Genomic DNA, 22,849 nt, shown 5'->3' on the forward strand with positions numbered 1-22,849 from the left:
GCCCGTCGAGCAGCGCCTCGGCCGTGGCGAGCCCCCAGCCGGTGAAGCGCGGCGCGCGCGGTCCGAGCGCCTTGACGACGCCGAGCGCCCGTTCGGCGGCGGTGCGGTGGCGCGCGGAACCGGTGTGGGCGGCGTAGCCGAGCAGGGCGCCCGCGGCGGCGGACCAGCCGGACGGGGTGGCGTTGTCGGTCGGGTCCTGGGGGCGGCGGATGAGCCGCTCGGCGTCGGCGGCCGTGTCGTACAGGGAGCCTGACTCCGGGTCGGCGAACCGGTCGAGCACCTGGCCGAGGAGGAGCCCGGCGAACTCCAGCCAGACACCCTCGCCGGTCACGGAGGCGAGCGCGAGGAAGCCCTCGGCGACGTCGGCGTAGTCCTCCAGGACGCCCGCGTTGGCGCCGGCGTGGCCGTCCCTGCTGGTGCGGGTGAGCCGCCCGTGCTCGTCCAGGTGCAGCCGGACGAGGAGGTCGGCGGCGGTGAGGGCGGCCTCCACGAGGTCGTCCCGCTCGAAGTAGGCGCCGGTCTCGGCGAGGGCGGCGACCGCGAGCCCGTTCCAGGCGGCGACCACCTTGTCGTCGCGGCCGGGGGCGGGCCGCCGGGAGCGCGCGTCGAGGAGCCGGCGCCGGATCGACTCGATCCGCCCGGCGTCGTGGACGCCTTCCTGCTGCGGGAGTTGCAGGACCGACTGCCCGTGCTCGAAGGTGCCCTCCTCGGTCACCCCGAAGTACTGGGCGGCGAGTCGGGCGTCGTCCTCCCCTAGCACCTCGGCGAGCTGCCCGGGCGTCCACACGTAGTAGGCCCCCTCGACGTGCTTCCCGCTCCCGTCGTCGCTGTCGGCGTCCAGCGCGGACGCGAACCCGCCCTCCGCGGTCCGCAGCTCGCGCACCAGGAAGTCGGCGGTCTCCAGGGCGACGCGGCGGGCGAGTTCCGAGCCGGTGGAGCGCCACAGGTGGGCGTACACACGGCACAAAAGCGCATTATCGTAGAGCATTTTCTCAAAATGGGGCACGACCCACTCCCGGTCCACCGAGTACCGCGCGAACCCGCCGCCGAGCTGGTCGTAGATGCCGCCGCGGGCCATGCGCTCGCAGGTGTCCCGCGCCATCTGCAGGGCGCCCTCGGCGCCGGTGCGGGCGTGGTGCCGCAGCAGGAACTCGACGACCATGGACGGCGGGAACTTGGGCGCCCCGCCGAAGCCGCCGTGCGCGGCGTCGTACTCCCGGGTGAGGCCGAGCAGTGCCTGCGCGAGCTCCTGCTCACCGGGGACGTCCACGCCCCCGTACTTCAGCTCGCGCCCGGCCAGGTCCTGGACGATCTTCCCGGCGACCTCGGCGACCTCCTCGCGCCGGTCGGTCCAGGCGGCCCGTACGCCTTGCAGGACCTGCCGGAAGGACGCCATGCCGTGCCGGGGCTCGGGCGGGAAGTAGGTGCCGAAGTAGAAGGGCTCGGCGTCGGCGGTGAGGAACACGGTCATCGGCCAGCCGCCGTGCCCGGTGGCCGCCTGCACCGCCTCCATGTACACGGCGTCGACGTCGGGCCGCTCCTCCCGGTCGACCTTCACGCTGACGAAGTGCGCGTTCAGGTACGCGGCGGTCTCCGCGTCCTCGAACGACTCGTGCGCCATGACGTGGCACCAGTGACAGGAGCTGTACCCGACGCTGAGCAGCACGGGCACGTCCCGCCTGCGCGCCTCCTCGAAGGCCTCAGGCGACCAGGGCCACCAGTCCACGGGGTTCTCGGCGTGCTGGAGGAGGTAGGGCGAGGTCTCATGGGCCAGTCGGTTCGGCATGGTGTCCATCCTGCCGCAGTACCCGGATCCGGCCAGGTAGCACGGGGTGGTCCGCCCGGGGCATTCACCGCCGTGCACCGCTAGCCGGTCCGGGGCGGATCCACCGCCTTCACGCGACCCTCCCGAAACCGGCACCTGTGTACGGCACTTGGGGGCGCACGGCTCTCTCGCGTCAGCGCCCCGTCCGCAGGACACTGGTACGGCGAAGGGCCGTTGTCGTCGGAGGGGGACATGACATGCGGGACAGCCACCGGGCGGAGGCCGAGCGGCTGTTGACCAGAGCCGTGGAGGAGGAGGTGCGCCGCTCGGGCGGGCGCACCGACGGTGCCGTCCTGCTGGCACGCGCCCGGGCCGGCCTCGACGCCATGGCCCGGGCGGCCGGGGAGGAGTACGAGGCGTACACCCGTGCCCTGGACGAGTCCGAGGAGGGCCGGCTCTCCTTCGGGCAGCGCTACGCCAAGGAGGGCGCGGGCACTCCCCTGCTGGTCGCGGCCGTCGCCGCGGTCGCCGCGGCCGTGGCCGACCTGGCCCTGGGCACCGGCACGGGCACCGCGCTGGCCGCCGGGGCCACCGTGGGTGTCGTCGCCGCCGCGGCCACCGTGGTGAAGGTGACCGCCGCCCACCTGCCGGCCGCGCACCACCGGGCGGGCGCGCTCGGCCAGCCCGGCGGGCCCGAGCAGCTGCGGCTGCAGTGGCTGACCGCGCTGGAGGTGCGCGGCATCCGCCCGTTCCTGGACCAGCAGCGCGTGCTGACCGCGAGCACCGGCGTGGGCGCGGGCGCGAAGAAGCGGGCGCCGCAGCTGCGGGGCACGGACAAGAGCGCGGCGGCCCGTCGGCGCAGTGTGCTGGAGCAGTCCTTCCAGCAGCTCCCCGAGGCGCACGACCCGTTCGCGGGCCGGCGGGCGGAGCTGGCCCGGATCCGGCAGTGGGTGCACGCCGCCCGCGCCAGCACCGAGACCCGCCCGACCGTCGTCGTGCTGCACGGCGCGTCCGGCTCCGGCCGTACGACGCTGGCGGTGCGCGCGGCGCACGACCTGAAGGACCAGTTCCGCGCGGCGTGCGTGGTGGACCTGCGCGGCGACAGCCCGGAGGAGCCGCCACTGTCCACCCGGGACGCCCTGCTGCACCTGCTGAACCGGCTCGGCGCGCCCCGTGAGCAGCTGCTGTTCCGGGACCGCACCTCCCCGGACCAGCAGGTCAAGCGGCTCGCCGAGCTGTACCACCAGCATCTGACCGGTCTGCCGGTGACGATCGTCCTGGACGACGCCTCGAACGCGGAACAGGTCCGCACCCTGGTGCCCGAGCGCTCCGACAGCCTCGTCCTCGTCACCGCCCGGAGTGCCCTCCCGCTGCCCGCCGACGTCTCCGCCTGGGTGCACCATCTGCCCGTCACGGCCCTGGACGAGGCGGGCGCCGAGGAACTGCTGACAGCGACCGCGCAGGAGAAGCCGGACCCCTACGACGCGGAGTCCGCCGGGCGCATCCGGGAACTGTGCGGCGGTCTCCCGCTCGCACTGCGCGTCGCGGGTTCCGCGCTGGGCCCGCGCACACCCCGCCGGCTCGCCGCGGACCTGGGCGCTTACGGTCCGGTCGAGCCCGTCGAGCGCACGCTGTGGCTGCGCTACACCGACCAGTCGGAGCCCGCGCGGCGGCTGCTGCGGCGCCTCGCGCTGGCGGGCCGGGCGTCCCTGGGCGCCGCCGCGGCGGCCTCCCTGCTCGCCACGGACGAACCCGAGGCGAAGCGGCAGCTGACCGCGCTGGCCCGGGCCGGGCTGATCGACCACGTCCGCGGCGACCGGTACCGGCTGCACGACCTGGTGCGCGTCTTCGCCCAGGCCCGGCTGCTGGACGAGGAGGAGCCGGCCGAGCGCACGGCGGCCCAGGAACGCCTGATCGTCAACTACGCGGAGCTCGCCGACTCGGTGCTGCGCCTGGTCGACGGCAAGATGTCCACCCGCTCGGACCGGTTCGGCCCGCACGGCTTCACCTCGCTGGACGAGGCGCTGCGCTGGCTGGACGACGAGTCGAGCTTCATCACGGCCACCCTGCGGCACACCGAGGGCGTCGACCAGGGGGCCGTGCTCAACCTGCTGGGCGCCCTGTGCGACTACTGCCTGCTGCGCGGCGACCTCTACCGCCTCGGTGAGATCAGCGAGCTGGCCCGGGCCGTCGACCAGGGGCTGCTGCTGCGCTCGGTGCAGTGGCGCACCGGTATCGCGGCCCGCCAGCTGGGCGAGCTGGACAAGGCGCGCACGACGCTGACCTCGGTGGTCGACCTGTACATGGAGGCGCACCACGACGCGGGCGCCGCCCGGGCCCTCACCTCGCTCGGCATCACCCTGCACCACCAGGGCAACCTGACCGAGGCGGCGGCCCGGCTGCGGGAGTCCCTGGATCTGCAGCAGCGGGACGAGCTCTCCGTGGACCGGGCCTGGACGATGCACGCGCTGGCGGCGGTGGAGCGTGACCGGGCCCGGCTGGCGGAGGCGTACGACCTGCTCACCCGGTCCCTGGCGCTGCACCGCGAGGGCGAGTCGGTGCACGGCGAGGCCTGGGCGCACTACCAGCTCGGCCAGCTGTGCCTGCGGATGGGGGACGTGCCGGAGGCGGAGACGCAGCTGCGGCAGGCGTTGGACCTGTACGGCCGGACCCGGGACGCCCGCGGCGAGGCCTGGGCCCTGACCCAGCTGGCGCGGGCCCGGCTGGTCGCCGGGGACGCGTCCGCCGCGGTGGACGCCCTGCGCCGGGCCGCCGCCCGCCACCAGGAGAACGAGGACGCGCGCGGGGACGCGTGGACGGCGTACTACCTGGGCCAGGCGCTGGAGGAGACGGGCGACCTGGACCGGGCGGTCCGCGAGCTGGAGCGGTCCCGCACCATGTTCTCGCGGATGCGGGACGTGTACGGGCTGGCCTGTGCCCGGCACCACTCGGCGCGGGTCACCCGCGACCAGCGCGCGGTGCAGACGGGCTCCCTGCGCAACTCGGGGTTCGCCCGGCAGCTCCTGGTCGACGCCCGGGCGGACTTCCAGCGCATCGGCGTCGCCCACGGCGAGGCCTGGACCTGCCTGGAGCTGGCGGTGGTGGACGCGGGCAACGCCCGCACGGCGCAGGCCCTCGCCCTGTGCGACGAGGCGGTGGCCCTGTTCCTGTCCTACGGCGACCGCCGCGGTGAGGACTGGGCCCGTTTCCTGCGCTGCACGCTGCTGCCGTACGCGGCCCCGGGCGGCGTCGAGATCGGCACGGCGGTCGCCCAGGAGGAGCTGGCCCAGCTGGCGCGCGCCGGTCACTCCCTGCGCGACGGCAAGCTGGACGAGTACGTGGAGGCGTACCAGCTGCTCCTGGAGCGGGGGGTCGACCTGGAGGCCGGCTGGCGTGCCTGGTCCCTCGGCATGGTGCCGGACCGCCACGCGCGGGAGGTGATGGGGGTACCGGTGCCGGCGGCGTCCTGACCCGGGTACGGCACGGTCCCGCGGCGCCCGGAGGTGCCGCGGGACCGTGCCGTCAGCCTGTCGGCCCGCCGGCCCGTCGACGGCCGGCGCGACGCTCAGCCCTTCGCGGGCGAGGCCTTCCCGCCGTTCCCCGGGGCGGACGGGGTGGACGAGGAGGCGGACGGGGCGGACGCCTCGTCATCGGTCTCCTTGAAGTCCACCCGGCCCATGTGCCGGTTGAGGGACTTCATCAGCCCCCACACGGCCAGGGCCATCACCGCGAACACGATGAAGCCGAGGACGCCGGGGGTCACCTTGTCCTCGTCGACCTCCGCCGCGAGGGGGAGGAGGTGCGTCATTGCCAGGCTTGCGCTTGCGCTCATATCAGGCATTGTCGCGGATGCCCGCGAAGAGGTCGTCCTCGGGGAGGGAGGTGTCGACGAGCGACTTCGCCAGTTCGTACTCCTCCGTCGGCCAGACCTCCTTCTGCAGCTCCAGCGGCACCCGGAACCAGCCGCCGTCGGGGTCGATCTGCGTGGCGTGCGCGATCAACGCCTTGTCCCGGATCTCGTAGAACTCGGCGCAGGGCACGTGCGTGGTCAGGGTGCGGTCCTTGTGGCCCGACTCGTCCCAGCGCTTGAGCCAGTCCCCGTACGGCGACTCCAGCCCGCGGTCCTCCAGGGCCTGGTGCAGCGCCTCGGTGCGCGGACGGTTGAAGCCCTGGTTGTAGTACAGCTTCTTCGGCTGGTACCCCGGGCCGTACTCCGCCTCCGGGTACTTGTCGGTGTCCGCAGCGCCCTCGAAGGCGATCATGCTGATTCTGTGGGTCATGATGTGGTCGGGGTGCGGGTAGCCGCCGTTCTCGTCGTAGGTGGTGATCACCTGCGGGCGGAACGAGCGGATCTGCTTCACCAGCTCCCCCGCCGCCCGGTCCTCGTCCTCCAGGGCGAAGCAGCCCTCGGGGAGCGGCGGCAGCGGGTCGCCCTCGGGCAGCCCGGAGTCGACGAAACCGAGCCACTCCTGCTTGATCCCGAGGATCTCGCGGGCCTCGTCCATCTCCTTCTTGCGTACTTCGTGGATGTGCTCCTCGATGTACTTGTCACCCTGCAGCTTCGGATTGAGGATGGATCCGCGTTCCCCGCCCGTGCAGGTCACGACCAGCACGTCCACCCCCTCGGACACGTACTTCGCCATGGTGGCCGCGCCCTTGCTCGACTCGTCGTCGGGGTGCGCGTGCACGGCCATCAGTCGCAGCTGGTCTGTCAAGACTCCATCCTCAGGTAAGTAGGCGCCCGGCCGGAACTCGGTCACTCGGCCCGGTGTGCACCGGGGTGTCGGGCGGCTTCTATAGTGACCGAATCGGCGGGTGGAAAATTTCCGGGAGGGCTCCCGGAGTGTTTTTCGGGACATCCGCCGGAACCCATCCGGGAGGACGATCATGAGTACGGCCAGCACGCGGCTGCCCGAGGGCCGGTACGGCCGCTCCGCCGGCGAGCGCTCGGACCGCACCCTGAAGATCGTGGGCGCCGTGCTGAGCGCCGGTCTGCTCGTCCTGGTCGCCTGGCTGGGCATCCACCACGTGGGCGGCAGCAGGATCAGCGCCGAGGTGATCACCTTCGACATCGGGGACACCGCGATCGAGGCGCGGCTGGAGGTCCACAAGGACGCCGGCGTGAGCGGCTACTGCACCCTGCGCTCCCAGGGCGCGGACGGCGGCGAGGTCGGCCGCGCCGACTTCCGCTTCGAGGGGGACGCCACCCGCTTCGACCGGACCGTCACGCTCCGCACCACGGCCCCCGGCACCACGGCCGAGCTGATGGGCTGCCACGCCGACTGACCGGAATCACCCCGCGTCATCCCCCGCGACTCACCGTTTCTCCCTGCTGACCTGTGTCGACGTAGATCTCGTCGCTTATGTCCTCCCCCTTCGGCCACTGAATTGTTAGGCTCGTGGTTTCGCCCACTCGTGAAGGAACATCCTTCTGGGTAGGGCGATGCTTTGTATTCCAAGTACCTACGAGGAGCACCTGTGACCCAGACCAGCGAGAACGTCACCTGGCTGACTCAGGAGGCGTACAACAAGCTCAAGGACGAGCTTGAGTACCTTACTGGTCCTGCGCGCACGGAGATCGCCGCCAAGATCGCCGCCGCGCGCGAGGAGGGGGACCTGCGCGAGAACGGCGGGTACCACGCGGCCAAGGAGGAGCAGGGCAAGCAGGAACTCCGCGTGCGCCAGCTCACCCAGCTCCTGGAGACCGCGAAAGTCGGTGAGGCCCCGGCCGCCGACGGCGCCGTGGCGCCCGGCATGGTCGTGACCATCGCCTTCGACGGTGACGAGGACGACACGCTGACCTTCCTGCTCGCCTCCCGCGAGTACGCGAGCTCCGACATCGAGACGTACTCGCCGCAGTCCCCGCTCGGCAAGGGCGTGATCGGCAAGAAGGTCGGCGAGGACGCCCGGTACGAGCTGCCCAACGGCAAGACGGCCTCGGTGAAGGTCCTGGAGGCCAAGCCCTACCAGGGCTGAGCGGCCCCTCGCGCCGCCGACGACAGAACCCGACGATGCCCCGGGCGCCCGCCAGGCGCCGGGGCACCGTCATGTCCGCGGGGTGTCAGTCCATGACCGTGTAGCCGGCCTCGCGCAGCGCGCGTCCGAGTTCGGCGCAGTGTTCGGGGCCCTTCGTCTCCAGGCGCAGTTCCACCTCGGCCTCCGTGATCCCGAGCCGGGAGTCGGTCCGTACGTGGCTCACGTCGAGGACGTTGGCGTCGGCCGCCGACAGCACCCCGAGCAGGGTGGCGAGGGCGCCCGGCCGGTCCGTCAGGCGCAGCCGGACGGCCAGGTAGCGGCCCTGTGCCGCCATGCCGTGGCGCAGCACGCGCTCCATGAGCACCGGGTCGACGTTGCCGCCGGACAGCACCGCGACCACCGGGCCCTCGAACGCGTCCGGTGCGTCCAGCAGGGCCGCGACCGGGCTCGCCCCGGCCGGTTCGACCACCAGTTTGGCCCGCTCCAGGCAGAGCAGCAGCGCGGCGGAGAGCGCGCCCTCCGGGACCGTGCGCACCTCGTCCACCAGTTCGTCGACGATCCCGAACGGCACGTCGCCCGGCCGGCCGACCTTGATGCCGTCCGCCATCGTCGCCACGTGCCCGATGGACACCGGGCGCCCGGCCGCCAGCGACGGCGGGTAGGCGGCCGCGCCCTCCGCCTGCACCCCGACCACCCGTACGTCCGGGCGCAGCGTCTTCACGGCGACGGCGATGCCCGCGGCCAGTCCGCCGCCGCCGACGCCCACGACGATGGTGCGCACCTCGGGGCACTGCTCCAGGATCTCCAGGCCCACCGTGCCCTGACCGGCGATGACGTCGTGGTGGTCGAAGGGGTGGATGAACACCGCGCCCGTCTCGGCCGCGTACGCCTGGGCGGCGGCCAGCGTCTCGTCGACGACCGTGCCGTGCAGGCGCACCTCGGCGCCGTACTCGCGGGTCGCGCTGATCTTGGGCAGCGGGGCGCCCTTCGGCATGAAGACCGTGGCGTGCACGCCGAGCAGCGAGGAGGCCAGGGCGACGCCCTGCGCGTGGTTGCCCGCGCTCGCGGCGACGACCCCGGCGGCGCGCTCCTCGGGCAGCAGCCCCGCGATCCGCACGTACGCGCCGCGCAGTTTGAACGAGCCGGTCCGCTGGAGGTTCTCGCACTTGAGGTGCACCGGCGCGCCGACCAGCTGCGACAGGTGCCTGCTGCCCTCCATGGCGGTGACCCGCGCGATACCGGAGAGCATCTTCCGGGCGCCGCGGACGTCGTCGACCGTCACGCGGTGCAAGGAGTCAGCGTTGCTGTAGCTCATGACCACCAGTCTCGCAGTTCACAGCGTGCCGCCGGGGCCGTACCACGGGCCGCGACCGGTTTGCGCAGCGCCGGTACGGCTCGGCTGTCCGCCGCGTACTCTGTCCCCCAACCCAAGCCCCACGCATGAAGTGAGCCCCCGGCCATGCCCACACCTGAAATGTCGATGGACATGACGACCGTCGGTGACACCGGTCTCCTGGACGCGCTGCAGCACGAGGTCGCGGTGTTCGCGCGCCGTGCCGAACAGACCCGGCTCGGCGGCGTCGGGCAGGTGCGCAACTCCATGGACCGCGCCGCGTACCTGCTGCTCAACCGCCTGGACAAAGAGGGTCCGATGGGCGTCAAGGCGCTCGCCGCCAGCATGGGCATCGACTCCTCCACGGTGACCCGGCAGGTGGCCCCGCTCGTCGACACCGGACTCGTCAAGCGCACCTCCCACCCGGAGGACGGGCGCGCGGTGGTGCTCCAGCTCTCCCCGCGCGGGCTGTCCCGGCTGGACGAGGTGCGGTCCTCGCGGCGCACGCTGATGGCGGAGCTGACGCGGGACTGGGAGCCCGGGGAGCGGGAGGCGTTCTGCTCGCTGCTGACCCGCTTCAACGGCGCGCTGTCCGCCCGGATGACCGTCCCCGGGGCGTCGGCGGCGGAACCCGAGTCGGCCTCCTGAGGGCGTCTGGGGGGCTCCCGGGAATGTCCCCCACTCGTGTGGTGCGCGGCTCTTGACCGTACGGCGGGTCCTGGCCTGATATGAGACCGGGGGCCGTCAACCGCCGGGGCCCCGGACGGGAGGCGCGGTGCGCGCACGGCAGGCGTCCGAGGAGGCTCGCCGGGCCCGCGAGTTCGAGGCGTTCGTCGCGGGCGCGGCCGGGCGGCTCCTGCACGCCGCCACCCTGCTCACCGCGGAAGGGCCGGACGACAACCCGGGCGCGCGGCGCCTGCTGACGCTCGCCCTCGCCCACACGTACGCCTCCTGGGACCGGCTGCGCGGCGAGGACCCGTACGACCGCACGCGCCGGCAGGTGGCCCTGCGCTTCGCGCGCGGGGCGTGGCACCGCCGCGGCCACCGGTACGGCCGGCACCGTTCCGCTCCGCGCGGCGCACTCGCGGCGCTCGCCCCGCAGCAGCGGCTGATCGTCGTCCTGGGGCTGTTCGAGGGGGTCGCCGACGAGCAGACGGCCGCGCTGCTCGGGCTGCCCGTGGAGCGCGTACGGACGGTCCGCGCGCGGGCCACGGCCGACCTGCTCCATCCGCCGCGCGGCCCGGCGCCCGCGGCGGTACGGCCGGGGACGGCGCCGTCATGAGCGTGCGCGAGCGGGAGGCCGCCGTACGGCGCGTCCTGGAGCGGACGCCGCCGCCCGTACCGCCCGAGCTGTACGGGGACGTGCTGCGGCGCGGCGGGCGCATGCTGCGACGGCGGACCGCGGCCCGCCGCCTGGTGTGGCTGGTGCTGGTGGCGGCGGCCGTCGCGTTCCTCGTGTGGGCGTCGACGGCGCGCCCCTGGGTGGAGCCGCCGTCGGACACGACCCCGCCGCTGACCGGCTGGTGAGCACCGGCCGACGAAGGCCGGCCGGTGCGTGAGCGGTGACTAGCCGAGGGCCTGCCGGAGGTCCCCGATCAGGTCGTCGACGTTCTCGATGCCCACCGAGAGGCGCACGAGGTCGGCGGGCACCTCGAGCGCCGAGCCGGCCGCGGACGCGTGCGTCATCCGGCCCGGGTGCTCGATCAGGGACTCGACGCCGCCCAGGGACTCGCCGAGGGTGAACACCCTGGCCCGGTTGCAGACCTCGACGGCCGCCGCCTCGCCGCCCTCCACCCGGAAGGAGACCATGCCGCCGAACGCCTTCATCTGCTTGACCGCGGTGTCGTGTCCCGGGTGCTCGGGGAGGCCCGGGTAGAGGACGCTCGTCACGCGCGGGTGGCGGGTGAGCATGTCGGCGACCTTCGTGGCGTTCTCGCTGTGCCGGTCCATGCGCACGGCGAGGGTCTTGGTACCGCGCAGCACCAGCCAGGAGTCGAAGGGGCCGGCGACCGCGCCCATCGCGTTCTGGTGGAACGCGAGCTCCTCGCCCAGCTCCTCGTCGCTCACGACGAGGGCGCCGCCGACGACGTCCGAGTGGCCGCCCATGTACTTGGTGAGCGAGTGCACGACGACGTCCGCGCCGAGGGCGAGGGGCTGCTGCAGGTAGGGCGTGGCGAAGGTGTTGTCGACGACCAGCTTGGCGCCGGCCTCGCGGGCGACCGCGGCGACGGCGGCGATGTCGGTGATGCCGAGGAGCGGGTTGGAGGGCGTCTCCACCCAGACGACCTTGGTCTTCGGGGTGAGGGCGGCGCGCACGGCCGTGGGGTCGCCCGAGTCGGCGACCGACCACTCCACGCCCCACTGCGAGACGACCTTGGCGAAGAGGCGGAACGTGCCGCCGTACGCGTCGTTGGGGATGACCACGTGGTCGCCGGGGCGCAGCAGCGTACGCAACAGGCAGTCCTCGGCGGCCAGTCCGGACGCGAACGCGAGGCCGCGGCGGCCGCCCTCCAGGGCGGCGAGGTTCTCCTCCAGCGCGGTCCTGGTGGGGTTGGCGCTCCGGCTGTACTCGTAGCCGCCGCGCAGACCGCCGACGCCGTCCTGCTTGTAGGTCGAGACCTGGTAGATCGGCGGGACGACCGCGCCGGTGAGGGGATCCGCGGTGTTGCCCGCGTGGATCGCGAGGGTCTCGAAGTGCTGACTGATGTGCCTGTCGCTCATGGGCACCGAGCGTAGTGCGCCGGACGGTCCGCCGGAGGACGGGAACGGGCCGCGTCCGGCACGGGATGCGGGGTCCGGAGCGGCCGGGCGCCGAGTCGTGACCCGGACGGGTTGGCCAATTGTCACAGCCTTCTGGTTCGCTGGGGACATGGAGATTATCTGGGTCCTGATCGCGCTGGTGATGCTCAGCTTCGTCGTCCTGCCGCTCGTGCGGCGCCGGAGCGCCGGGATCCAGCAGGTGACGTCCGGCCACCCGGACGCCGCGGACCCGGCGAACTACGGCTTCCTGCGGCAGGAGGAGCTGGACATCCGCATGCCCGGCCCCGACCAGGACCTCCTCGACGTCCTGGACCTGGTGCAGCGCACGCAGGACCACCGCGCGGCCGCGCAGCTGCTCCAGGGCACCGAGGCGGCGGGCGAGCGCCGCTGGCAGCGGGTGCAGGCCTTCGCCGGTGCCGCTTCGCTGGAGCTGCAGCAGCGCCCCGGCGGGGTGAGCGACACACCCGGCGGCCAGTGGTTGCGCGTCTGGCGGTCCGAGGCGCCGAAGGACGCGGGCGGCGCCGCGGTGCACGCGGAGTTCCTGGTGCAGCAGGCGTGGCGGACGGCGACGCCGGGCACGGACGAGTTCCGGATCATCATGGAGGAGGCGCGGGCGGCCCTGGGCGACGCCGCGCTGCTGGCGCCGGGTGACCCCGTCCCGTACATCATCGAGCTGTCGGTGGCGCGTGGACTGGGCTACTCGCAGCAGGAGTTCGAGCAGCTCTGGCTGAAGATCCTGGACCGCGCCCCCGCGCACATGGGCGCGCACCTGGCCGCGCTGCACTACTGGTGCGAGAAGTGGCACGGCTCGCGGGAGCAGGCGTACGCGTTCGCGGAGGCGGCCGCCGCCCGCGCGCCGCAGGGGTCCCTCCTCGCGGCCATGCCCCTCTTCGCGGTGTTCGAGCACCTGCCCGAGGTCAACCTGGTCACCGGCTTCTACCAGAGCGAGGTCGTGACCAGGGCGGTGCACGGCGCGCTCTTCGCGGTGCACGCGGCCCGTCCCGACGACCCGATGCTGGCCCACGTCCGCCACCTGCTGGTGTTCTTCCTGGTCCGCGGCGAGCGCTGGGCGGAGGCGATGGGCCAGCTGGTTCACGTCGACGGTCATGTGGGCGCCCTGCCGTGGACGCTCAACCCCGACCCCGCCACGGACTACGCGATATACCGGGCGCTCGCGGTCGCCGGGTACGAGGCGAACGGCGGGAGCCCGGCGACGCTGCAGCGCTAGGAAGCCCGTGTCGCGTCCCCGGCCGGGCCGGGGACGCGACACGGGCTCTCGGGTCAGCCCTCGGCGCGGGCGGGCAGCCGCCATCCCGGGCGCGGGAAGTGGCAGGTGTAGCCGTCCGGGTAGCGCTGCAGGTAGTCCTGGTGCTCGGGCTCGGCCTGCCAGAAGGGGCCGACCGGCTCCACCTCGGTGACGACCTTGCCCGGCCACAGTCCGGAGGCGTCCACGTCCGCGATGGTGTCCTCGGCGATCCGCTTCTGCTCGTCGTCCACGTAGTAGATCGCCGAGCGGTAGCTGAGGCCGATGTCGTTGCCCTGGCGGTTCTTCGTGCTCGGGTCGTGGATCTGGAAGAAGAACTCCAGCAGCGTGCGGTAGTCGGTCGCCTCGGGGTCGTAGAGGATCTCGATGGCCTCGGCGTGCGTGCCGTGGTCGCGGTACGTCGCGTTCTCCACGTCTCCGCCGGTGTACCCGACCCGGGTCGCCGTGACGCCCGGGAGCTTGCGGATCAGCTCCTCCATCCCCCAGAAGCATCCGCCCGCGAGTACGGCCCTCTGCGTCTGCGCAGCCATCACGGCCCTCCAAAATTCGTCACCTGGATCGTTCGGGCCGCTCGGCGCGGACAGCGCCGGCCTTCGGCCCGTCCCCCTCAACGCGCGAGGACCCCGGACCATTCCGCGCCCGCCCGGCGCCCGGCGTTCAGGAGCCGCTGCCGTACGGCCGGGTCAGGATCTCCAGGTTGTGGCCGTTCGGGTCCTCGAAGTAGGCGCCGCGGCCGCCGTCGTTCGTGTTGATCTCTCCCTCGCGGCGGTGGTACGGGTCGGCCCAGTAGGTCAGTCCCGCCGCCTCGATGCGCCCGAATATCTCGTCGAAGTCCTCCTCCGAGACCAGGAAGGCGTAGTGCTGGGCGGTGACGGGCCCGGTGGTGTCCGCGTAGTCGAGGGTCACCCCGTTGGGGATCTGCACCGGGACGAAGGGCCCGAACTGCGGGCTCACCTCCAGCCCCAGGATGTCGGCGAGGAACCGCGCCGAGGCCTTCTTGTCATGGGAGTGGACGATCGCGTGGTTCAGCTCGATGGTCATGTCGGACCCGGACCTTCCTGCGCACGACAGCGGGACACGGCCCACGCTAGGCAGCGTTGCGCACCCGCACCATCGGCCCTTCGGCCGTGCCGCCTCCGCCTTCGGACCCAGGTCCCGGAACGGAGCCCTCCGCTCAGACGGGCGGGCCGGGACGCACGACGGCGGGGCCGGGACCGTCTGCATCGGTCCCGGCCCCGCCGTCGCGTCGTAAGGACTCAGATCGTCGCCGTGTCGATCACGAAGCGGTACCGCACGTCGCTCTTCAGCACCCGCTCGTAGGCGGTGTTGATCTCGGACGCGGCGATCAGCTCGATCTCGGCACCGATCCCGTGCTCCGCGCAGAAGTCCAGCATCTCCTGGGTCTCCCGGATGCCGCCGATCATGGACCCGGCGAGGGTCTTGCGGCCGGCGAGCAGCGCGAAGAGGTTGAGCGAGACGGGCTCCTCGGGAGCGCCCACGTTGACCAGCGCGCCGTCCGTCTTCAGCAGGGACAGGTAGGCCGCGAAGTCCAGCGGCGCCGACACCGTCGACAGGATGATGTCGAAGGAGCCGCGCAGCTTCTCGAAGGTCTCCGGGTCGCTGGTGGCGTAGTAGTGGTCGGCGCCCAGCTTCAGGCCGTCGTCCTTCTTGCGCAGCGACTGCGAGAGCACCGTCACCTCGGCGCCGAGCGCGTGGGCGATCTTGACGCCCATGTGGCCGAGGCCGCCCATGCCGAGGACGGCGACCTTCTTGCCGGGGCCGGCGTTCCAGTGCTTCAGCGGGGAGTACGTGGTGATGCCGGCGCACAGCAGCGGCGCGGCGACGTCGAGGGAGAGTCCCTCGGGGATGCGGACGACGAAGTCCTGGTCGACGACGACGTGCGTGGAGTAGCCGCCGTAGGTGACCTCACCGTCGCGGCCGACGGCGCCGTACGTGCCGATGTTGCCCTTGACGCAGTACTGCTCCTCGCCGGCCTTGCAGTACTCGCACTCGCGGCAGGAGTCGACCATGCAGCCGACGCCCGCCTGGTCGCCGACCTGGAACTTGGTGACACCGGAGCCGACCTCGGTGACGACACCGGCGATCTCGTGGCCCGGCACCATCGGGAAGATGGCCTCGCCCCAGCCCGCGGTGGCCATGTGGATGTCCGAGTGGCAGATGCCCGCGAACTTGATCTCGATCAGGACGTCGTGCTCGCCGACCGCACGGCGCTCGATGGTGGTGCGCTCCAGGGGTGCCTTGGCGGCGGGTGCGGCGTACGCAGCGACTGTGGTCATGCGGTGTGTCACTCCTAGCGGGAAGTCGCGCGCCGGCCGGACGTCCCGTCCGGCGCTCCTGCAACTCTGCCTCTGCCCCGGACATCCGCCCAGGTCACCGTTGCGCGTACGCCCAGTGGTCCTACTACTGGCGGGGTCAGGATGGTGTGCGTAGGACCGGGGATACTGGAGAGATGGACGAGCAGACTCCCACCCCGGTGCCCGCCGACGAGGTCGGCCGGGCGCTCGACCGGCGCGCGGAGCTCAGCGAGTTCCTGCGCAGCCGCCGGGCCCGGCTGAAGCCGGAGGACGTGGGGCTGCCGGAGTTCGGGCGGCACCGCAGGGTGCCGGGGCTGCGGCGCGAGGAGCTGGCACAGCTGGCCGGGGTCTCCGTCGCGTACTACACCCGGCTCGAACAGGGCAACGGGCGCAATGTCTCCGCCGAGGTGCTCGGCGCCATCGCCCGCGCGCTGCGCCTGACCGACGCCGAGCACGCGCACCTGATGCACCTGGCGAAGCCCCGGCCGCAGCGGCGGAGGCACGCGTGGCGGGCGCAGCAGGTGCGGCCGTCCCTGCGGCAGCTGATCGACACCTTCGAGGCCACGCCCGCGTACGTCACCGGGCGGCGCACCCAGGTCCTGGCCTGGAACCGGATGGCCGCCGCGCTGTTCGGCGACTGGGGCGAGCTGCCCGCGCAGGAGCGGAACTGGGCGCGGCTGGTGTTCCTGCGGCCCGACTACCGCCGGCTGTTCGCCGACTGGGAGTCCAAGGCCACCGACATCGTCGGCATGCTGCGGATGGACGCGGGCCGGCACCCGGACGACCCGCAGCTGTCGGCGCTGGTGGGCGAGCTGTCGGTGAAGAGCTCGGAGTTCCGGCAGCTGTGGGCCCGGCACGACGTCAAGGAGAAGTGCCACGGGGTGAAGGCGCTGCGCCACCCGCTGGTGGGCGAGCTGACGCTGGCCTTCGAGTCGTTCCAGCTGCCGGGCGACCCGGAGCAGATGCTGATCACGTACCACGCGGAGCCCGGCACGCCCTCCGCGGAGGCGCTGCGCCTGCTGGCGAGCTGGGGCACGGACGCGAACCGCCTGAGGCCGGAGGCCGAGGAGGTCTGAGGGCTCAGCCCTCGGAACCTGCGCGCGCCCCGGCGCCCGCTCCCCGTACCACCGTCGGCTTGTAGTGCCGCATCTCCTGGATGTTCCCGGCGTACGGCTGGATCAGGGCGAGGTAGTCGCCGGACTCCTCCGACGCGCGGAACCCCTCCAGATGGTCCTCGGTGGACGTCCAGGTGATGCGCAGGACGAAGTGCTCGAAGTCCTCCTCGCAGCGGGCCAGCTCGTAGTCGACGCAGGCAGGCGCCGCCGCCAGCAGGGTCGCGGCCTTGGTCCAGGCGGCCAGGAACTCGGCCGACCGCTCCTCGGGGATCCGGTAGCGGATGTACTCCACGGTGCGTACGGTCATGGGTCCATCGAACACGAACGGCCCGCCGGAGGGGAGATCGCCCCCTCCGGCGGGCCGGTCAACGGCACGTGTGCCCGTGGCTCACTTGCCGTGGTACGCGTTGTAGATCGTGACCGACGACTTGTTGCCCTTCTTGTCGGCGATCGCGGCCCGGAGCGCGATGCCCTTGCCCTTGGCCGGGTTCTTGTAGCTGACCTTGCCCTTGGTGACGGTGACCTTGGTCCACTTCTTGCCGGCGTCGTAGGACACGTACACCGCCAGCGACTTCAGGTTCCTGCCCGCGGCCGCGCCCTGGACGGTGACCGGGACGGTGACCTTCTTCCCGGCCGCCGCGCGGCTGCCGAGGTCGAGCGACGGGCCGAAACGGGCCGTCGAGACCGGCAGCGCGGTGTCGGAGGCGGTCTTCTTCGACGTGAACGTCCAGCTCGTGTCGATCCGCGTGGAGGCCGCGGCCACCTTCGCGGACCGCTTGACGGACGTCTTGAGCTGGTACGTGGCCTGGGCGGCCGGGACCTTGAACTGGCCGGAGCCGTCCAGCGGGTCCTTGGTCGTGATGACCTTCTTGCCGTTGCGGTACAACGTCGACGTCACCGAGGAGTAGAGCGACCCTCCGGCGTGCCCCTTGCCGTCGGCGAACAGCGGCAGGTTGCCGTAGATCTCGTTGCCGTCGCGGCGCACCCCGTAGGCACCGCCGACGCGGGGACCGAACACACCGACGTTGAAGGTGTGCGTGTAGGTCTTCCCCGCCTTGAAGGTCTGCTCGGCGCCCAGGGCGTAGGAGGCGTCGATGACCGGCCAGCCCTCCTTGTCACGGCCACCGATCTGGTCGAAGGCCAGGTCCCACTTCACCCCGCCGGTGGCGGACAGGTACAGCGTGCGGGTGCCGGGCAGCTTCTGCTCGATGACGGGCGGGATGCCTCCTCCGCCGCCGCCGGGCAGGTAGCCGTAGGCCGTGACCGAGCCCTTCTTGCCGGTGCTGGAGGCGCCCATGTTCACCTTCACCGTCGACAGCTGGTTCTGTTTCCAGTGCTTGGTGTAGCCGGTGGCCAGCTGCTTGACCGGGCCGCCCGTGACGGTGTTGTACTCGGTGGCGCCGCCCTTGGTCCAGTGACCTGCCCACTGCTGTGTCAGGCGGCCGTCGGCGCCGGTGACCTGCGGACCGAGGTGGGCGGTGCGGAGCTGCTCGAACGAACGCAAGGTCCAGCTGAAGCCGAAGGTGCCCGTGGGCACGTCCAGGCTGTAGTCGACCGACACGCGTTCCGCCCTGGCCTTCGCGTCGGGCACCGTGACCCTGACCGGCTTCGCCTTGCGGGCGTCCAGCGTGACCGTGGTGTTCCTGGTCACGGAGAGCTTCGGCTGGGCCAGCCAGTCGACGCCCTTGCCGAGGTCCTCGGGATCGGCGTAGATGCCCGAGTTGAGGTTGTAGCCGCCCTTGGGCACGCGCACCGTGACGGTGCCGTCGGCGTCGTACGGGTTGTACCACCTGCCCGCGGCGGTGCCGGAGACGGCGGTCAGCTCGACGTCGTAGCCGGCGGTCGGCCTGCCGTTCCGGCCGATCACCTTGAGGGTGACGTCGTACGCCTCCGCCTCGCGCTGCACGCCGACCGCGGTGCGCACGCTCTGGCCACCGCCGGTGGCGGTCACGTACGCGGAGTACGCGCCGTTGAGGCTGCCGCCCAGCTTGGTGTTCACCGTCAGGCCGACGGAGGCGGTGCCGCCCGCGGGGACCGTGACCGTGTCCGCGCCGAGCGTGAAGAAGCCCGCCGGAGCCACCTGGCCCTTGGGGCCGGTTCCCGTGGCCGCCAGCTTCAGGGTGACGTCCTCCTCGCCGAGGTTCCGGTACGTCACCGCCTCGGTCTGCGGGGTGTCGTCGGTGTGCGGCCACTGCTGGGTGCCGAAGCTCACCGACACCGGTTCCGCGATCACCGTCTGCGTGAGCGCCTTGTCCACCTGGACCCGTCCGGCCCCCTGCTGGAACGCGGAGTATCCGCCGCCCTTGGCGGAGGCGGTGAGGGCGCCCTTGAGCTCGGCGTACGTCCATTCCGGGTGCCGCTGCTTGAGGATCGCCGCGGCGCCCGCCACGTGCGGGGTCGCCATCGACGTGCCGGAGATGGTCACGTAGCCGGCCGGGCTCTCGCCGACCTCCTTCGCGATCACGCTGCCAGGGGCGGAGGCCGCGGTGATGTCCACGCCCGGCGCGGTGACGTCGGGCTTGACCTGGCCGTCCAGACCGGGGCCGCGGCTGGAGAAGTCCGCCAGCCGGTCGGCGCCGTCCACGGCGCCGACCGTGAGCGCGGCGGCCGCCGAGCCCGGGGAGCCGACGGTCTGCTCGCCGGCGCCCTCGTTGCCCGCGGCGACCGCGAAGAGGATGCCCTTCTCCGCGGAGAGCTTGTTGATCTGGGCCTCCAGCGGATCGATCTCGGCGGTGTCGCCGCCGCCCAGGCTGAGGTTCACCACCTCGGCGCCCTGCGCCGCGGCCCATTCCATGCCGGCGAGGATGCCGGAGTCGTCGCCGTAGCCGGAGTCGTCGAGGACCTTGCCGTTGAGCACCTTCGCGCCCGGGGCGACGCCCTTGTACCTGCCGCCCGACGCGGCGCCCGTGCCCACCGCGATGGAGGCGACGTGCGTGCCGTGGCCGTAGGCGTCGTTGGTGCCGGCCGCCGTGGTGAAGTTCCTGGCCCCGGCGATCCGGCCCTTGAGGTCCTTGTGGGTGGCGTCCACACCGGTGTCCAGGACGGCGATGGTGACGCCCTTGCCGTCGTAGCCCGACGCCCACGCCTTCGGCGCACCGATCTGCGGCACGGACTTGTCGAGGTTCACCTTGCGGACGCCGTCGAGCCAGACGGCCGCGATGCCGGAGGCGGCGGTGCCGTCGCCGTCGGTCACCGCCTTCCACAGGTCGTGCGCGTCGTCCTTCGGTGTCTGGACCGCGTCCGCGTTCAGCGCCTTCAGGGTCCGGCGGACCTGGGTGTCGCCCGCGTCGCGGACGTCGGCGCGGGCGCCGGAGGCGGTCCCCTGGTAGCCGACGATCACCTTGAGGCCCGCCCGCTGGGCCTTGCGGTTCGCGGACCTGTTCAGGACCGTGATGTCGAACAACCGCTGGTCGAGTTTGCCCTCGGCCATCAGCCGGGCCGCGTCGGCGGGCACCACGAGGGTGTGGCCACCTGCCCGGCGCACCTGGACGGGTATGTGCTCCCGTCCTTCGGCCGGCTCGAGGCCGAGGACGCGCCCCTTCGCGTCGACGACGACACGGTCGCCGGTGATCAGGGTGATGCGGTGCCCGGCGGCGGCCGTGGTGGCCGGGGCCGTGGCGGTGCCGGTCGCGCCGGCGCCGCCCGTGAGCCGGGGTGTGGCCGACGCCGGGCTGGTCAGGCCCGCTGTCAGCGCTACGGCGGCCGCTGTGGCGATCGTGGCCGCGCCTGCTCTTTTCACTTGTTCTCGCACGTCTCGCAAGTCTCCCCCTGGAGCTGTGGTCCGGACGGGCAGTCGTGTTCGTCCGGCCGGAGGGAGCCCCCGCATACGTCAGCGCGCACGTATGCGCACACCCCCCGGAATAGGCAGTATGCCGGGGGGTGAACACGTGCTCAACAGTGTTGTCTGTGTGAAGAGTTGACCGTTTGGTTCCTCAAACGTGCGAGATTGTCCTGTTCACGCGGGATCACGCGTCCGCGTTCTCCTTCGCCGTGTTCGCCGCGTTCTCCTTCACCGTGATCCGGCCCTTCCTGATGGTGACCAGGCGCGGGGCCTTCCTGGCGATCGACGAGTCGTGGGTGACCATGACGAAGGTGAGGCCGTGCTCCTCCCACAGGTCCTCCAGCACCTCCATGATCTCGTCGCGCGTCGACTCGTCGAGGTTGCCGGTGGGTTCGTCGGCCAGCAGCACCTTCGGCCGCTTGACCAGGGCGCGGGCGATCGCGACGCGCTGCTGCTGACCGCCGGACAGCTCCGACGGCAGGTGGCCCAGCCGCTCGCCCAGCCCGACGGACCCCAGCGCCTCGGCGGCCCGTTCGCGCCGCTCGCCGGTCTTCACACCGAGGGGTACGAGGGCGGTCTCCACGTTCTCCTGGGCGGTGAGCGTCGGGATCAGGTTGAAGCTCTGGAAGACGAAGCCGAGCTTCTCGCTGCGCACCTGGGTGAGCTTCGCCTCGGACAGCGCGGCGAGATTCGTGCCGTCGAGCCGCACGCTGCCCTCGGTCGGCCGGTCGAGGCCGCCCAGCATCTGGAGGAGGGTGGACTTGCCGCCGCCGGTCGGGCCCTGGATGACGAGGCGGTCCCCGTCCGCGATGGTGAGGTCGACGCCGTCCAGTGCGCGGACGGTCTCCTTGCCCCGCGTGTAGCTCTTGGTGACGCCGCTGAGTACGTACATGGTCAACTCCTGGAGGTGGTGAGGGGATCGGCTACTCGACGCGGCGCAGGGCGTCGGCGGGGCGCAGGCGTGAGGCGCGCCAGCCGCCGAAGGCGCCCGCGACGAGACCGCCGGTGACGGCGAGCCCGACCGCGAGGGCGATGGTGGAGAGACTGACGGGCGCGGTGAGCGCGACCTTCAGCGTCTCGGCCGCCGCCTGCTGCCGCATGCCGCCGCCCATGCCGCCGGGGCCACCGCCCATGGGGCCGCCGCCCGCGCCCACCGCACCGCCGGCGGAGGCGCCCAGCTCGGCCTCCAGGGTGGGGCTGACCGCGGTGACGGCGTACGCGCCCAGGAGGCCGAGCGCGATGCCGAGGACACCGCCGACCAGCCCGTTCACGACCGCCTCGCCGACGACCTGCCGGGTCACCCGGCCGGACGTCCAGCCCAGCGCCTTGAGGGTGCCGAACTCCCGTACCCGGCGGGAGACGGCCGAGGAGGTGAGCAGGCCCGCGACCAGGAACGCGGCCACCAGCACGGCGATCGACAGCCACCTGCCGACGTTCGCGGCGAGCCCGGAGGCGGTGGACAGGGAGCCGGAGACGGTGTCCGCGAGATCGGCGGAGGTGGTGACGGTCGTGCCCGCGATGTTCTTCTGGATGGCCGACTTGACCGACTCGATGCGCTGCGAGTCCGCCGCCTTGACGTAGATCGTGGTGACCTCGCCCGCCGAGTCGCTGAGGGTCTGCGCCTGCTTCAGCGGCAGGTAGAGGTCGGCCGCCGCGTCCCCGCTGTCGGGCGTGGCGATGCCGATGACCTCGAACTCCGTGTCCTTGACGGTGACTTCGTCGCCGACGGAGAGCTCCTTCTCCGCCGCGTAGGACGCGTCGGCGACGACGACCTCCGCGTCGGTCTCCGAGGTCTTGAAGGTACGGCCGTCGGTGATCTCCGAGGAGGTCAGCGGGCCCAGGGCGGGTTCGGTGACGTCGGTGCCGTACAAGGAGTAGTTGTCGACCTCGAAGTCGGCGCCGCCGCCCTCGACCCGGCCCTCGGACTGCCCGGTACCGCCCTGGCCACCGCCGGGACCGCCCTGACCGCCGCCGCTCCCGCCCTGCTGGTCCTGCTGGAACTGGCCGGGCCTGAACTGGCCGCTCACCTTGACCACCTGGAGGCTGAGCCCGCCGACCGCGTCCGCGACGCCGTCCTGCCCGCCGACCTCGGTCACCGTGCCGGCCGACAGCGTCTGGAAGCCCTGGACCATCACCCGGTCGCTGCTCTGCTCCTCGCCGGAGTCGCCGTCCTGGGCGTCGAACTCGAAGCGGGGCCGCTGCCCGCCGCCCGCCCCCTCGCCCGCACCGGACTCGGGGTCGGCCGCCTTCGTGACGGTCATGTCGGTGCCGAGTCCGTACAGCGATGCGAGGACCTTGCCCTGGGCCTTCTCCATGCCCGCGGACACGGAACCGACCACGATGACCAGGGCGATGCCCAGCGCGAGCCCGGAGGCGACGACCAGGGCCGCCTTTCTGCGGCGGCGCAGTTCGCGCCTCAGGTAGGTGAAGAACATGGCGGCAAGGTAGGGACGCCGCGTGATGAAGGCATAAGCCCGGGATAAGAGGATCATGAGAACCCCGCCCCGGACACGACGGTGGCGCCGCCCGTCACGGGCGGC

General features: G+C 72.5%; 19 protein-coding genes and 1 pseudogene. 8 read left to right on the forward strand and 12 right to left on the reverse strand.

Going from position 1 to position 22,849, the window contains the following annotated elements:
• Positions 1–1,786: thioredoxin domain-containing protein (locus UW392_RS46190; RefSeq protein ID WP_320781357.1), on the reverse strand; the 1,786-nt coding region annotated here is incomplete at its 3' end.
• 236 nt (positions 1,787–2,022) lie between these two features.
• Between UW392_RS46190 and UW392_RS46195 the strand changes: the two genes are divergently transcribed.
• Entirely contained in the window at positions 2,023–5,235 is a 3,213-nt protein-coding gene (locus UW392_RS46195; protein WP_320781340.1) for a tetratricopeptide repeat protein, read from the forward strand.
• Positions 5,236–5,330: 95 nt separating this feature from the next.
• On the opposite strand, the gene UW392_RS46200 is transcribed toward UW392_RS46195, so the two are convergent.
• Positions 5,331–5,606, reverse strand: a complete 276-nt coding sequence (locus tag UW392_RS46200; RefSeq protein WP_320781341.1) for a hypothetical protein — start codon at positions 5,604–5,606, stop codon at positions 5,331–5,333.
• The gene (gene mca, locus UW392_RS46205) at positions 5,599–6,459 is read right to left on the reverse strand and encodes a mycothiol conjugate amidase Mca (protein ID WP_320781358.1); all 861 of its coding nucleotides are present in this window, start codon (positions 6,457–6,459) and stop codon (positions 5,599–5,601) included. Before mca ends, UW392_RS46200 begins: the two co-directional genes overlap by 8 nt.
• Before the next feature lie 193 nt (positions 6,460–6,652).
• Between mca and UW392_RS46210 the strand changes: the two genes are divergently transcribed.
• Both UW392_RS46210 and greA read left to right on the forward strand, forming a co-directional pair.
• Complete coding sequence (locus UW392_RS46210) at positions 6,653–7,051, forward strand: DUF4307 domain-containing protein (protein ID WP_320781342.1); 399 nt, start codon at positions 6,653–6,655, stop codon at positions 7,049–7,051.
• A 192-nt stretch (positions 7,052–7,243) separates the two neighbouring features.
• Positions 7,244–7,741, forward strand: coding sequence for a transcription elongation factor GreA (gene greA / locus UW392_RS46215; RefSeq protein ID WP_320781343.1), 498 nt, complete (start codon positions 7,244–7,246; stop codon positions 7,739–7,741).
• 85 nt (positions 7,742–7,826) lie between these two features.
• Here the strand turns inward: greA and ilvA are convergent, their stop codons facing one another.
• Positions 7,827–9,056, reverse strand: coding sequence for a threonine ammonia-lyase (gene ilvA / locus UW392_RS46220; protein WP_320781344.1), 1,230 nt, complete (start codon positions 9,054–9,056; stop codon positions 7,827–7,829).
• A gap of 144 nt (positions 9,057–9,200) precedes the next feature.
• On the opposite strand from ilvA, the gene UW392_RS46225 reads away from it, so the two are divergent.
• The 3 genes from UW392_RS46225 (at position 9,201) to UW392_RS46235 (ending at position 10,601) form a co-directional block, all read left to right on the forward strand.
• Entirely contained in the window at positions 9,201–9,722 is a 522-nt protein-coding gene (locus tag UW392_RS46225) for a MarR family winged helix-turn-helix transcriptional regulator (protein ID WP_320781345.1), read from the forward strand.
• 127 nt (positions 9,723–9,849) lie between these two features.
• The gene (locus UW392_RS46230; RefSeq protein WP_320781346.1) at positions 9,850–10,356 is read left to right on the forward strand and encodes an RNA polymerase subunit sigma-70; all 507 of its coding nucleotides are present in this window, start codon (positions 9,850–9,852) and stop codon (positions 10,354–10,356) included.
• Positions 10,353–10,601 carry a hypothetical protein gene (locus tag UW392_RS46235; protein ID WP_320781347.1) on the forward strand — a complete coding sequence of 83 codons (249 nt, stop codon included), beginning with the start codon at positions 10,353–10,355 and terminating at the stop codon, positions 10,599–10,601. The genes UW392_RS46230 and UW392_RS46235 overlap by 4 nt, the downstream gene beginning before the upstream one ends.
• Before the next feature lie 39 nt (positions 10,602–10,640).
• On the opposite strand, the gene UW392_RS46240 is transcribed toward UW392_RS46235, so the two are convergent.
• On the reverse strand, positions 10,641–11,795 hold the full coding sequence (locus UW392_RS46240; protein WP_320781348.1) for a cystathionine gamma-synthase: 1,155 nt from the start codon (positions 11,793–11,795) through the stop codon (positions 10,641–10,643).
• Positions 11,796–11,943: 148 nt separating this feature from the next.
• Here UW392_RS46240 and UW392_RS46245 point away from each other — a divergent pair, with 148 nt between their 5' ends.
• Entirely contained in the window at positions 11,944–13,062 is a 1,119-nt protein-coding gene (locus UW392_RS46245) for a hypothetical protein (RefSeq protein WP_320781349.1), read from the forward strand.
• Between the two features lie 53 nt (positions 13,063–13,115).
• Here UW392_RS46245 and msrA read toward each other — a convergent pair whose 3' ends face one another.
• From msrA to UW392_RS46260, 3 genes are all read right to left on the reverse strand, one after another.
• Complete coding sequence (gene msrA, locus UW392_RS46250; protein ID WP_320781350.1) at positions 13,116–13,628, reverse strand: peptide-methionine (S)-S-oxide reductase MsrA; 513 nt, start codon at positions 13,626–13,628, stop codon at positions 13,116–13,118.
• A 127-nt stretch (positions 13,629–13,755) separates the two neighbouring features.
• Positions 13,756–14,139, reverse strand: coding sequence for a VOC family protein (locus UW392_RS46255; protein WP_320781351.1), 384 nt, complete (start codon positions 14,137–14,139; stop codon positions 13,756–13,758).
• Between the two features lie 215 nt (positions 14,140–14,354).
• Entirely contained in the window at positions 14,355–15,395 is a 1,041-nt protein-coding gene (locus UW392_RS46260) for an NAD(P)-dependent alcohol dehydrogenase (RefSeq protein WP_320781352.1), read from the reverse strand.
• Between the two features lie 173 nt (positions 15,396–15,568).
• On the opposite strand from UW392_RS46260, the gene UW392_RS46265 reads away from it, so the two are divergent.
• On the forward strand, positions 15,569–16,489 hold the full coding sequence (locus tag UW392_RS46265) for a helix-turn-helix transcriptional regulator (RefSeq protein ID WP_320781353.1): 921 nt from the start codon (positions 15,569–15,571) through the stop codon (positions 16,487–16,489).
• Between the two features lie 31 nt (positions 16,490–16,520).
• On the opposite strand, the pseudogene UW392_RS46270 reads toward UW392_RS46265, so the two are convergent.
• From UW392_RS46270 to UW392_RS46285, 4 genes and pseudogenes are all read right to left on the reverse strand, one after another.
• Positions 16,521–16,835, reverse strand: a pseudogene (locus UW392_RS46270) (putative quinol monooxygenase); the annotation flags it as partial.
• An 81-nt stretch (positions 16,836–16,916) separates the two neighbouring features.
• Positions 16,917–20,279, reverse strand: coding sequence for a S8 family peptidase (locus UW392_RS46275; RefSeq protein WP_320781354.1), 3,363 nt, complete (start codon positions 20,277–20,279; stop codon positions 16,917–16,919).
• A gap of 214 nt (positions 20,280–20,493) precedes the next feature.
• Positions 20,494–21,201 (reverse strand): ABC transporter ATP-binding protein, encoded by a 708-nt coding sequence (locus UW392_RS46280; RefSeq protein ID WP_320781355.1) that lies wholly within the window; start codon positions 21,199–21,201, stop codon positions 20,494–20,496.
• Positions 21,202–21,232: 31 nt separating this feature from the next.
• Positions 21,233–22,744, reverse strand: coding sequence for an ABC transporter permease (locus tag UW392_RS46285; protein ID WP_320781356.1), 1,512 nt, complete (start codon positions 22,742–22,744; stop codon positions 21,233–21,235).
• Between the last annotated feature and the right edge of the window lie 105 nt (positions 22,745–22,849).

It is taken from the genome of Streptomyces sp. CRN 30, from assembly GCF_034105845.1.